General features: G+C 49.6%; 9 protein-coding genes. 4 read left to right on the forward strand and 5 right to left on the reverse strand.

Going from position 1 to position 13,223, the window contains the following annotated elements:
- Positions 1-161: 161 nt before the first annotated feature.
- Positions 162-2,537 (reverse strand): BamA/TamA family outer membrane protein, encoded by a 2,376-nt coding sequence (locus K3G39_RS15545; RefSeq protein ID WP_220627101.1) that lies wholly within the window; start codon positions 2,535-2,537, stop codon positions 162-164.
- 75 nt (positions 2,538-2,612) lie between these two features.
- On the opposite strand from K3G39_RS15545, the gene K3G39_RS15550 reads away from it, so the two are divergent.
- On the forward strand, positions 2,613-3,371 hold the full coding sequence (locus K3G39_RS15550) for an RNA methyltransferase (protein WP_220627102.1): 759 nt from the start codon (positions 2,613-2,615) through the stop codon (positions 3,369-3,371).
- Positions 3,372-3,431: 60 nt separating this feature from the next.
- On the opposite strand, the gene K3G39_RS15555 is transcribed toward K3G39_RS15550, so the two are convergent.
- From K3G39_RS15555 to K3G39_RS15565, 3 genes are read right to left on the reverse strand one after another with little or no spacing between them, the layout of a single operon-like run.
- Entirely contained in the window at positions 3,432-4,559 is a 1,128-nt protein-coding gene (locus tag K3G39_RS15555; protein ID WP_220627103.1) for an outer membrane beta-barrel protein, read from the reverse strand.
- 12 nt (positions 4,560-4,571) lie between these two features.
- Positions 4,572-5,456, reverse strand: coding sequence for a hypothetical protein (locus K3G39_RS15560; protein ID WP_220627104.1), 885 nt, complete (start codon positions 5,454-5,456; stop codon positions 4,572-4,574).
- 15 nt (positions 5,457-5,471) lie between these two features.
- A complete protein-coding gene (locus tag K3G39_RS15565) occupies positions 5,472-6,008 on the reverse strand; it encodes a sigma-70 family RNA polymerase sigma factor (RefSeq protein WP_220627105.1) in 537 nt (178 codons plus the stop codon).
- Positions 6,009-6,266: 258 nt separating this feature from the next.
- Here K3G39_RS15565 and K3G39_RS15570 point away from each other — a divergent pair, with 258 nt between their 5' ends.
- The 3 genes from K3G39_RS15570 (at position 6,267) to K3G39_RS15580 (ending at position 12,267) form a co-directional block, all read left to right on the forward strand.
- On the forward strand, positions 6,267-6,590 hold the full coding sequence (locus tag K3G39_RS15570) for a DUF6660 family protein (protein ID WP_370627267.1): 324 nt from the start codon (positions 6,267-6,269) through the stop codon (positions 6,588-6,590).
- 105 nt (positions 6,591-6,695) lie between these two features.
- A complete protein-coding gene (locus tag K3G39_RS15575) occupies positions 6,696-11,093 on the forward strand; it encodes a CusA/CzcA family heavy metal efflux RND transporter (protein ID WP_220627107.1) in 4,398 nt (1,465 codons plus the stop codon).
- 1 nt (position 11,094) lies between these two features.
- Positions 11,095-12,267 carry an efflux RND transporter periplasmic adaptor subunit gene (locus K3G39_RS15580; RefSeq protein ID WP_220627108.1) on the forward strand — a complete coding sequence of 391 codons (1,173 nt, stop codon included), beginning with the start codon at positions 11,095-11,097 and terminating at the stop codon, positions 12,265-12,267.
- A 185-nt stretch (positions 12,268-12,452) separates the two neighbouring features.
- Here K3G39_RS15580 and K3G39_RS15585 read toward each other — a convergent pair whose 3' ends face one another.
- Complete coding sequence (locus K3G39_RS15585; RefSeq protein ID WP_220627109.1) at positions 12,453-13,172, reverse strand: arylesterase; 720 nt, start codon at positions 13,170-13,172, stop codon at positions 12,453-12,455.
- Positions 13,173-13,223: the final 51 nt, after the last annotated feature.

Raw genomic sequence — 13,223 nt, forward strand, 5'->3', positions numbered from 1 at the left:
ATACAAGTGATCGTTCGGTTGGCCAGCACGACTTCTGATAATAAAAGAAGCGATCAGGTAAAAACATGGTTTTACCTGATCGCTTCTAAGGGTTGCTCCTAAATGAGGGACTTTTTCAGTGCCCTCCTGTTTCATGGCGGGGCTTTTTGGTGCATCAGGTTTTAGAAGGGATAACCGATGCCAATGTTCAGGTTCGTACGCCGCTCAGCAGGGTCCGTTTGACGGAAAACGTCAGAGAAGCGGAAGTCACGGATTACGAATTTGTTGCCGTTAACATCGCCTGCCGGATCGTATACCTGTGTGGCAATGTCAAAACGCAGGATTACGACAGAAAAGTTGAGACGCAGGCCAAAGCCGGTTCCGACAGCCAGCTCTTTGTAGAAGCGATTAAACTGAAACTCTGAGCCCGGGCGGTTATCGGGTTTAAGCATCCACACGTTGCCGGCATCGACAAAAACAGCCCCATTCAGGAAGCCGAACATGTTAAAACGATACTCCGCACTGGCTTCCAAAAGCACCTCGCCGGGCTGTTCTGTTACGTAAGGTCGCACGTTTCCTTCATCGGTACGCAAGGTACGGTAGGAGCCAGGACCCAAACGACGGGCTGTCCAGGCACGCACACTCGAAGCGCCGCCTGCAAAAAAATACTTGTCGTAAGGCAAAGCAGTCGATCCGAAAAGCGGGCTGCCCACACCCGCATTAACTCTATAAACAAAGTAACGCTGCCCACCCAACGGTATGTAGCGGCGATAATCCGGGTTAATCCTGGCGTATTGAAATTGACGCAGGTTGGCGAATTCCGGCATTATACCAAGCTTGGAAGAGAGCCCACCTACCTCGCTGAGCACACGTAGGTAACGGGCGTTGCGGGACTGAATAAAATCGTTGGTATTATAGATCAGGTTGAAGCCAATAAAAGAAACAAATCCACTCCGGAAACTTTCAATAAAAGAGCGGCTCATATCACTCAACTCTCTTAAATCAGCTTCGAAGGTAGAATCGAGGCGACCAACCTGGATCACATTCACGTTCACAGGTGAAAACACATACTGCACCGTAGGCGTTTGCAGCGGACGCGGGTATTTGAACCAGATATAGTCGAGTGAAGCCTCATGCAGCGTACGCTGAAATTCTAAACGGTTCACGTTGGTGTAACCGGCATAAAGACGGGTGCGCGGATTAAAATCCTGCAGTATGTTTTTGCCCCCGAATGGCAGAATGAATAACGGAAATGTCAGGGCAGCATCGCCACCAAATTCCCGTATCATCACTGTCTGCTCCGGATTAGAGAAGTTATATTGTCCTTCCAGGCCTCCGCGTATACCTAGCTCCAGGTTTTCGGCTCCCCCAAATACGTTTCTTATTTTTAATCGGACGGTGGAAAAAGGCCCCGGTCTGCGTTCGGAGTAAGTCAAACCCAACTCTGTCGTTTCCTGAAACTTCTTCGAAGGCACAGCATTGATATATGCGTCTAACCGGTTCCCAGCGAGTGTGTCAGTCGGGTCTGCTACCTTACTATAGCTAACGTTGTTGAACTGAAACACGTCCATTTCCGCCAACCGACGTTGCGTGAGAGAGGTCCTGAACTGGCTGTAGCGCTCACCAGGGTATACAGAAACTTTTTTGTCCAGGATGTTAGGAGAGAATTTCTGGTCGTAGGCCAGGTACTTCAAATTGTTGTACTCCAGGGTATCCCGCACCAGGCCAAAGCGGTCTGCGTCTGTTTTAAAATATACGTTCCGGATGGTATAAGCTTTGTGAGCAGCCCGATCCTCAGGATTCTGGATAATGGTATTTACCCTGACCGTATTGCCTCCAAAACTAGTGTCTACTTCAAACTCAATATAGGCACGGATAAAGTCAAAATAACCGTTGTGGCGAACCATTTCGTACAGCCGGTCTCGCTCCGCGCTAATCAACTGCTCGTCGTACACGTCACCGGCTTTGAGCAAAGACCTGCCTTCGTACCGCTTCACAACCTTCAATAGGGAATCGTCGGGTATAGTGTAGTTGAACTCGCTGTAGCGGTAGGGCTCATTTTCGTCGATATTGAGCGTGATGTATACCTTCTTGCCCTTTTCCTGCTTTTCGTAGCTTAGTTCGTGATTAAAAAAGCCTTTGGTATTCATGTAGATGTTCACCTGCTCCATGGTACGCTCCATCAAAAGTGAGTCGTAAATAGCAGGGGGCTCGCCGATCTGCATCAGCAGGTTACCTTTTTCCTTGCGATCGCGCTGGCGAGCGATGCGGCGGTCAAAGCGGTCCTGTATCCGGCGCGATTTGGTGGAGTCGCCGGCTTCGGCAACTTTATTCGCGCGCTTGGTGCGCAACTCTTCAATACGTTCGTCAATACGGGAGGGGCTGTAGAATCTTTTCCCGAAATTATAAATGGCCAGGTATGGGGTAGAGGCCAGAAAAGTGCGGTTGGGCTGTTGCTGGTAAACGGCCTCAATATCAGTCTGACTGACATTGCTTATCCCTTTGGGCTCTATACCTAGCAGGAGTTGCTCGTTCTCGCCCAGATTTTTGGTGGGCACACAGGCAGCTAAACTAATAATTGTAATTACCAGCCCGAATATGTAACATCGTGTTCTCAAACGATTCTCTGCTCTATGTTGTCGAAAGCAATTGTAAAGTACGTTAACGCTCTGCAAGTAAAAAAATACCGCAACCAACACCAAGCCTTTGTGGTGGAGGGTGCCAAAAGTGTACTTGAGCTACTCAACTCAGACTTTGAGCTGCAGCACCTGTTCATTACCGAAGAATTCTTGCAGGAACATGGTAACAGGCTAAACAAAGGTACACGATACGAACTTGTTACGGAACAGGATTTAACAAAGGCGGGCACTTTTTCAAGTAATAATGCCGGATTGGCTGTAGCCCGCATGCGCCAGCTCCCAAAACTGCCGTTTAAATCCGGAGATTTCACGATCGCACTGGATGATATACGCGATCCGGGCAACATGGGCACCATCATTCGTATTGCGGACTGGTATGGTATCCAGAATATTGTCTGCTCTGAATCATGCGCTGATTTCTACAACCCCAAAACCATTTCAGCTACTATGGGCTCTTTCACGCGTGTCAAAGCCTATTACCTGCCGCTGGCTGACTGGTTACACGACCTCCCTGAAAGCGTTGCGGTATACGGGGCTTCGCTGGAAGGGGTGAACCTGCACCGTATGCAGTTGCAGCCAAATGGCGTTGTGGTGATGGGAAACGAGGCCAACGGTATACGACCGGAGGTTGCCAGCGAAGTGACCCATCTGATCAAGATTCCGGCTTTCGGCAAAGCCGAGTCGCTGAACGTGGCTACTGCCACTGCCATTATCATCGATAACTTTATGCGCCACAAAGGGCATTTAAAATAGAAGTAGCCTCTTAATGGAGGCTTCTTCTGAAAACAATATAATCACCTAATTAACAGCTTATTAATTCAGTAGCCTTAAACCAAAGCTGATCACGTTGGCGTCCGGACCGCGGTTGTCTTTGAACAGGTCGTTCATGTTGTATTTCACGAACAGGTCCAGGTTGCCGTAGCCTACCACGCCGGTCAGGCCATACTGAAAGTCGCTCAGGTTATAGCTACTCCGTACTTTTTCTTTCTGGGTCTTGCCACCGTCTTCAAATTTAAACTTGGAGTGAGCGCCCAGGCGGTAGCCTACAAATGGACCGGCAGCAATCTTGAAGCCTTCCTTACCATTCTGACGCTTGAATTGCAACATTGGCATGAGCGGCACATTAACAGAGGAGTGAGTCAGCTTTGACTTATCAAAATCAATTTCCATTTCTCGTCTGAAAAAAGTCACGTCGTTTACATCCTCTTCAATCACGAAGTTGCGGTCAAACATGTAGTTGTTGAAGGCAAACTCCAGGCCCGACATCAGGTATAGCGGACTCTTACGACCACCGATCTGCGATTTAAGGTGCCAGTTGAGGCTTACATAGCGGGAACCGAGCGGCTTTAGATCCGGTACCTGCTGGTTGTCGGTGTTCAGGAAATTATTCAGACCCAGGTCGAGATCAAAATTAAAACGAGTGGCTTTATAAGGCTTCTCTTTGTTGCTGGTGCGTATGCTGTCGCGCTCAGCACGGTTCGGCACATTCACATCGACTTTGGTACTGCCATCCCTTTCTTCTATTTCTACATCAATCTTGATGTTCTTGTTGATGCGGATCTCGTGTTTTTCCTTGCTTATTTTGCCGTCCTGATCCGTTTCCTGCACCGTGATGGTTACCGTCTCGGGGTCACTGCTGTCTTTACCAAACACGACCGTCGTTTCCTGCGACTTCAGCTCCTTGTTGGCGCCGTCCATTCGGTCTACCTGGTCTACATATTTATTCAGGACCCGCATCAGGGAGTCGAGACTGTAATTTTCAAAAGCTTTGAGCTGCTCGATATTCTCCAGGTATAGCACCATTTTGGCGCCATTGGCCATTTTTACAACAATTGTATCTTGTTGACCGAGTCGATCGCCTATGGTTTGACCGCCTTTGGCAGACGCACCTGTGGCTGCAGCCATGATGATGGCTGTTACGAGAAGTAGTATCTTTTTCATGGTTTTAAAAGATTAGAGTTGAATGACTTTTGATATTTTCTGTTTCCCAATTTGAGTTTCTAGTGCAATTCTGTCTGTGTTGATGCCGAGTTCCGACAGTTCCACCCGCTCCCCGTTCGACAGGTTGCGAACCTGTTTGAAGATATTCTTGGCCAGTTTTTGCTTTTTCTCGAAGCCGCTGAGCTCCTCCGCTGCCTGGACCTCCTGCACAACGGCGGCACGCTTTATTATAATTTCTACTGGTTGCGCGTTCATATCAACTGTGTTAGCTGTTAAAACAACTGGCGCTGTTTCTCCTGTGTTATCACTAGCAACATTCTCAGTTGTGCCAGGTATAGCAGGCTGCTCAAGACGCGCTGTCAGCTGCTGCGCTGATTTGTAGTCTGATGTACTGCTTTTCGGACTGATCTTTTTTACTGCCGCTTTCGGCTCTGCTTTCGCGATTACTTGCCTGGCAGGTGCTTTAGGCTGCTTGGGTGTCGTACCGGAAGTCGAAGCAGCAGGTAAAGCCGTTTCAACCAATTCTTCATCTGCCGGTGAAGTAGGGTCTGTCTCCGTGACCTGGGCTAGCTGCTCGTCTGCAACATTCGGTTCAGGTATAACAAGTGGCTGCTCAGGTATCAGCACGTTATTGTTTGCCAGGTCGTCTCTGTCAACCGGCACAGTGCCGTTTTGCACGCTGTAGAACACAATGCCCACCGACAGTAGCAGCGTAATTGCTGCCGCAATGGAGTAGGAAAGCCACATAAAGCCGCGCGGTTTGGCTTTGCCTTTGTTCAAGGCAGGCATTTCTGTTTCGATCCGGTCCTGGAGCCTGTTCCAAAGGTCGGCAGGCGGGGTAGGAGACGAGGGTCCTAATCGCTCTTTGAATAATTTATCTATGTCTTCTGGTTTCATGATTGAACCTCCTTTTTAACAACTGGCGACTGCTTCCTGACCGGTTAGTCTTCGTTGCAGCATGGCGCGTGCTTTGCTCAACTGCGATTTCGAAGTGCCTTCCGTGATATGCAGCATATCGGCTATTTCTTTGTGAGAATATCCCTCAATTGCATACAGGTTAAAAACTGCCCTGTAGCCGGCAGGTAAAGTGCGTAACAACTCCAGCAGTTCGCCTTCCGCCAAATCGTGGTCGGCTCCCAGGCCGCCCGCCACTTGTACGTGGTCCTCTTCAATCGACAGGTATAGCGACTCCTTTTTTCTCAAAAATCCCAGCGCTTCATTCACCATGATGCGTCTTACCCAACCCTCGAAGCTGCCTTTGCCTTCAAACTTGTCTATGTGCTGGTATACCTTCATAAACCCGTTGAGTAAAGCCTCCTCTGCATCCATCTGGTTTTTGAGGTAACGCAGGCACACACCGTACATCGGCGAGGCAAAGCGCTCGTAAAGGCATTTCTGCGCTTTACTTTCGGCCTTCTGGCAACCTGCTATTAACTCCTGTTCTGTCACGCTGGGTAAAATTTTATCAAATAATGTCGCTTATCAGGCCATTGTCTGAGCTGTTTTGCTGCTCTTTACCTTTTAGATGTTGATACTCGCCCGGAGGTTGCCTAAGCAAAAATAAATTTCTAATATTTTTTTGAGATACAGGAATCATCTACTCTAAATTACAGCCCCTCAACCAGATTTTATTTCAGTTTCTTAAGAATAATTCTGAATTGAGGCTATTGGAGCCTCTTTAAAATAGAATGGCTTATATTTGTAGAGATGAAATTTGTGGCCATGCTTTTTTCTCTGTTCCTGTTCTGGACGGCCTGCCTGCCGTGCACAGACAAGATAATGGATAGTCACGAGCATCATCCAAATCTGACAGATGTAGCCGACACCACCGGCGAATCACCTTTCCACGAAGATACCTGCCCTTTATTTTGCAGTTGTGGCTGTTGTGCTACCTTTACTGTTGCAGTAGAGCCGGAGCTTATCGTCTTTCGCGTGCCTTTTATCCCACAGACCAAACCACTGATTTACCCGGAGTTGCGCGAAATTAAGATCGCCTCTACCTGGTGGCACCCACCCCGGCTCGTAGCCTGATTTCTTATCCTGATAATTTGCAGCCTGAAGTATAATCACAAGCCCGATATGGCGCTTGCGGCTTTGCTGCATACCTATATTCATTGATTCAAAATCAAGCATACCATGTTTAATAAAATCATCGATTTTTCGATACATAATAAACTGGTGATCGGGCTGATGGTGCTGGCATTGATCGTCTGGGGGACTTACTCTCTGACCCAACTGCCCGTTGACGCCGTTCCCGACATCACCAATAACCAGGTGCAGGTGGTCACCTCTTCACCTACACTGGCTGCTCAGGAAGTGGAACGTTTTATTACCACGCCCATTGAAATGGCGCTCGCCAACGTGCCGGATGTAATTGAGATGCGCTCCGTGTCTCGCTTCGGACTTTCTGTGATCACAGTCGTGTTCAAAGACGAAGTAGACCAGTACCTGGCCCGGCAAATGATAACAGAGCGCCTGGGTGATGCTGCCAGGCAGATACCCGCGGAAATGGGCACACCTGAATTGGCTCCTGTTACAACCGGCCTGGGCGAAATCTACCAGTATGTGCTGGTAACTGACCCGGAGAGCGATAAAAAATACAGCCCCACTGAGCTGCGTACTATACAGGACTGGATCGTGCGGCGGCAACTCCTGGGCACACCCGGTGTGGCCGATGTGAGTAGTTATGGCGGCTTTCTGAAAGAGTATGAAGTAGCTGTGAACCCGGCAAGCCTGCGTAGCATGAACCTGACCGTAACTGAGGTGATTGGGGCGCTGGAACAGAACAACGAAAATACCGGAGCCGCTTACATCGAGAAAAACCAAAATGCCTTCTTCATCCGTGGACTGGGACTGGTTAGTTCGCTGGAGGATATAGAAAAGATTGTCGTATCCAACCGAAATGGCCTGCCGGTGCTGGTGCGCGACGTGGCCAAGGTACAGTTTGGTCATCCGGTGCGTTACGGTGCGCTCACCCGCAATACCGAAGGTGAAGTTGTCGGCGGTATCGTGCTGATGCTGAAGGGTGCCAGCTCCTCTGAAGTAATCAAAAACGTACAGGACAAAGTAGCCACTATTCAGTCCTCTCTGCCGGAAGGACTCATAATCGAAGCCTATCTTGACCGCAGCGACCTGGTGGGGAAAGCGATCAACACGGTAGCCACTAACCTCATCGAAGGTGGCCTGATTGTTATTTTCGTGCTGGTGCTCCTGCTGGGTAATCTGCGGGCCGGACTGGTGGTGGCATCGGTTATACCTTTGTCGATGCTGTTTGCGCTAGGCATGATGAATGTATTTGGCGTATCGGGTAACCTGATGAGCTTGGGTGCTATCGACTTTGGTTTGATAGTAGACGGAGCCGTGATCATTGTAGAGGGCGTACTACACTTTATTGTCGTCAAGAACAAAGACCTGCCGCTCCGCCGCCTGACACAACAGGAAATGGACCTGGAAGTAAAAAGTGCTGCCTCTAATATCATGAACTCTGCGGCCTTTGGTATGCTCATCATCCTGATCGTATACCTGCCAATCATGGCTTTGGTGGGGATTGAAGGCAAGATGTTCAAACCGATGGCACAAACCGTGAGCTTTGCCATTCTGGGCGCTTTCATCCTGTCACTTACCTATGTACCGATGGTGTCGACGCTTCTGCTCAGCAAAACCACCAAACACAAACCAAACATTTCAGACAGACTTATGGGCTTCCTGGAGCGGGTATACCGTCCGGTGATCACCTTTGCCTTACGCAGCAAAGCGTTGGTGATAGGAGCCGCTCTGGTTTTGTTTGCCTTCAGTCTGTTTATTTTCAGCCGCATGGGGGGCGAATTCTTGCCTGATCTGGAAGAGGGCGACTTTGCAATGGACCTACGATTGGTACCGGGGGCATCGCTCAGCCAGACCATTGAAACAACCACCAAAGCCAGCGAAATTCTCCTGACACAGTTTCCGGAAGTGACCGAGGTGATTGGTAAAATTGGTACAGCTGAAATTCCGACTGACCCCATGCCAATTGAGGCAGCTGACGTGATGATCCTGCTCAAGGACAAAGACGAATGGACAAGCGCCAGCACGCGTCAGGAATTGGCCGCTAAAATGGACGAGGCGCTGAAAGTGCTGCCAGGTGTGAATTACGGCTTCCAGCAACCGATCCAGCTGCGCTTCAACGAACTAATGACCGGTGCACGGCAGGACGTGGCTATCAAGATTTTCGGCGAGGATCTGGACCAGCTTTCTGATCTGGCAGGCCAGGTAGACAAACTGATCGCTCCTGTGGAAGGTGTGCAGGATATCTATGTGGAGGAAGTGACAGGTCTGCCCCAGATCGTGGTGAACTACAACCGGGCCCGCATGTCGCAGTATGGCTTGCAGGTGGCAGATGTGAACGCGGTGCTGCGCACGGCTTTTGCCGGACAGACAGCAGGTGCCATTTACGAAGGCGACCGTCGCTTTGACCTGGTGGTGCGCATGGAAGGTGGTGCGCGCAATGACCTGAATGATATCGAAGACCTGTTTGTGTCGCTGCCACAGGGCGGGCAAATACCATTGCAACAAGTGGCTGACATTAAGTTTGAAGAAGGTCCGATGCAGATATCGCGTGAAGAAGGCCGCCGCCGCATTGTGGTGGGCTTTAACGTGCGGGAGCGCGATGTAGAGTCAATTGTGTCAGAAATTCAGGAAAAACTGAACCGCGAACTGCCACTTCCGGCGGGCTATTTCATTACATACGGTGGCCAGTTTGAGAACTTGGTACACGCCAAGCAACGCTTATCGGTTGCGGTTCCGGCAGCCCTTCTGCTGATCCTGTTGCTCTTATACTTCGCCTTTAAGTCAGTTAAGCAAAGTCTGCTCATTTTCACGGCTATACCTTTATCAGCCATCGGTGGAATCTTTGCGCTGTGGCTGCGCGATATGCCATTTAGTATATCAGCTGGTGTTGGCTTTATTGCCCTGTTTGGGGTGGCGGTGTTAAACGGCATCGTGCTGATTGGCTACTTCAACCAACTCAAGCGGGAAGGTATGACCAATGTATACGAGCGGGTTTTGCTTGGAACAAGCGTTCGCCTGAGACCAGTGCTCATGACGGCTTCTGTTGCAGCACTGGGCTTCCTGCCAATGGCCCTCTCCGGGTCAGAAGGAGCAGAAGTACAGCGTCCGTTGGCAACAGTCGTGATCGGTGGCTTGTTTACCTCTACTTTGCTGACGCTCGTTGTGTTACCGGTGCTTTACTATATCTTCTCTTCCAATGAAAAACCTACTGAAGAGGAAGTTCACCGCAAACCTATACCTGTACATCTTATCACGATTTTGTTGATGGTGAGCGGCGTGTTGTTTAGTGGACAAGGTATAGCACAATCAGCGCAGAGCCCGCTTAATCTGGAACAGAGTATAAACTACGCCCGGGAGCATAACCTGGGACTAAAAAGCGCTGCCTATAGTGTAGAGCGGGAACAGGCGTTGCGTGGCGCAGCAACTGATCTGCCCAAGACCAATGTGACCTATAGCCGTGGCCAGATTAGTACCGTGAACAAAGACGAGCATATTTCGGCATCCCAGCAGTTCGCTTTCCCGACGGTATACCGTGATCAGGCCAGACTGGCAGACGCCCATATCAAGCAGTCGGAGGCACAGAAAATGATTGTGGAGCAGGAATTGATCCGGGATGTAAAACTAGCCTGGTATTCACTGCAATATCAGAACGAACGACTACGCCTGCTGCAGCAGCAGGACAGTCTGTTTGGCCGCTTCACAAGGGCCGCTACGATTCGCTTTGAGACAGGCGAGACGGGATATCTGGAGCAGGCAACGGCCGAGACCCGCAGCTTAGGTATAAAAACAGCGCTGCAACAGGCGCTGGCTGACCAGCAGATTGCCGAACGCCAACTGCGCCAACTACTGCAGGCAGAAGAGCCCCTTCAGTTTGCAAGTGAAAAGCTGAGCAAGCGGGAATTGATTTTACAGGCTGACAGTACAGCCTTAGCGGCAAACCCATACCTGGCCTTTTTGCAAAGCACGACACAGGTAGCCGAACGCCAGAAACAGCTCGAACAATCGCGTTTGTTACCGGACTTTACAGTAGGTTACTTCAACCAGACCTTTATGGGTGAAACTCCTCCTGACAACCCGGGCAGGGTATATACCTCCGGCGACCGCTTTACCGGTTATGAAGTAGGTATAGCAGTTCCACTTTGGTTCGGAGCGCAGCGGTCGCGCATTAAGGCGGCCAGAATAAACGAAGAAGCCGTGAAAAGCCAGGTGCGCTACCAGCAGCAGGTACTATTGACCGAATTACAAAACCTGGCCCAAGAGCTCCAGAAGCACAGCAACACACTGGCCTATTTTGAACAAAGCGCACTGCGACAAGCCGAACAACTGAACAAGGCGGCTGAACTCAGTTTCCAAACCGGCGACATCGACTACGTGGAGTATGTGCAGGCCCTTGATCAGGCATTTCAATTGCGCAGCAATTACCTCAACGCGCTCCGCGAATACAACCAAACCATAATCAGCTTAGAATTCACAGCAGGAATCGAATAACATGACAGCATATAAAATCAAGATCATCACTCTTTGCGGACTTTTCAGTCTGGCAGCATGCTCCAAGCAGGCACCTGCCGAAGAACCAGCGTCCGCCACAACGGAAGCATCCGCAAGTACGTCCCCCTTTGTTGTTACTTTTACTGAAGCGCAGCAAAAAGTAGGGACTATTGAATTAGGAACGATAGAGAACAGACCACTATCAGCCCGTGTGACAGCTAACGGACAACTTCAGCTTCCACCACAGAACATAGCCAGTATCAACCCTTTAATGGGCGGTGTGGTGCGCAGTATACCTGTTAAGGAAGGAGAGTATGTGCAGAAGGGAAAAGTGCTGGCCACTATCCAGAACCCGGAACTGATCAAGCTGCAGGAAGAGTATCTGACAACCCGCAACCAACTGCGTTTTGCCGAACAGGATTACGAACGCCAACGCACGCTTAACGAAGAGCAAGTGGGCTCCCGCAAGCGTTTCGAACAGGCAGAGTCGGATGTGCAGGTACAGCGGGCACGCCTAAAAGCAATCGCTACGCATCTCTCTGCCATGGGTATTTCATCAAAGAACGTGGAAGCGGGGCAGATCACCTCGTCTGTGGCTATTACGGCACCTATCAGCGGTTATGTGCGTGTTATTAACGTGAACATGGGCACTTATGCGCAGCCGGGTCAGCAGATGTTTGAGTTAGTAGACAACCACCACCTGCACTTGGAGCTCAGTGTGTTCGAGCGTGATTTCAGCAAGATGAAAGAAGGGCAGAAGGTGCTGTTTACCTTGCCAAACGTGGCAGGAGAACCGCTGGAAGCCGAGATTTTTGCTTTGGGCAGAGCATTTGAGGGCGATTCGCGCATGGTGACGGTGCATGCTGAGCTCGAGAATAACAAAAACACAAACCTGCTACCAGGTATGTATGTAAATGCACAGATTCTGGCTGGAAAACAGGAGCTGCCCGCACTACCAGAAGAATCGGTGGTGCGCTACAAAGGCAAACATTATGTTTTTGTGAAGGAAGGCCCTACCACATTCCGCATGCACGAAGTGGAGACTGGCGTAGCTGAGGATGGCTTCACAGAGGTGAAAACGCTGATCGAATTCCCTGCGAAAGCTCAGGTAGTGACCAAAGGGGCTTATTATGTACTGGCTGAGAAGATGAAATCGGAAGTAGCTGAAGAATAACCAAATGTAGAAATGATTAAAAAAAATACAGCGCTGGCCCCAGATAAGGAGCCAGCGCTGTTATTTTTTGAAAGGATTAATTGTTAATTAAACTTTTCAACTTTTAGCCATGCTTTTATACGTGCTAAAGGTTGTGTTTGGTTACAAATCTTTGAAAATAAATTAATTATTTTTCAAAATAGGCCTTAGGAGGCTCGTTTGGCCATTAAAATTGGTTCCAGTACAGTCCACACATTTTCAGCCAGTATGCGTTGCCCTTCTATAGTGGGATGTATACCATCTCCCTGATTCAAGGCACGGTCACCAGCCACACCCTCCAGCAGGAATGGTATAAGCGTCACGTCTTTGTCTTTGGTCAGACGGGTAAACACCTGCTCAAATTCCTGGGTATAGCTTTGCCCCATGCTCGGCGGCATCTGCATACCTGCCAGAATAATCTCCGCGTCCGGATTTTTCTCTCTCACTTTGTCGATGATCGTGCCGAGGTTATCATAAGTAGAAGCCGGGTCTATACCTCGCAAGCCGTCATTGGCGCCCAGCTCCAGCACAAAAACATCGATCGGCTGTTTCAGCAACCAGTCGATGCGGCTTTTGCCACCAGCAGAAGTTTCGCCGCTCAATCCCGCATTTACAGCTTTGTAGGGCAAACCAAGCGAGTCGATGCGCTCCTGAATCAGGGCAGGGAAAGCCTGATCCGGCTCCAGTCCATACCCGGCGGTGAGGCTATTGCCGAAAAACACGATGGTCTTGGTCCGCTCGTTCTTTGAAGCTTCAGCAGTAGTGGTCGTATCGTTTTGTTTCTGTTGTTCTGACACTACCTGTTCCGGAGTGCTGGCCTGGTCGCAGCCCCATAAGGTGAGAAAGAAGGCGAAAGTGAAGGAGATATACTTGCTCTTATTGTTCATGTAGCTGATTTTTTCCTAAATTTAGTTTTATCAATCTTAAAACCTATAACG

It is taken from the genome of Pontibacter sp. HSC-14F20, assembly GCF_019599265.1.
Lineage (GTDB): Bacteria > Bacteroidota > Bacteroidia > Cytophagales > Hymenobacteraceae > Pontibacter.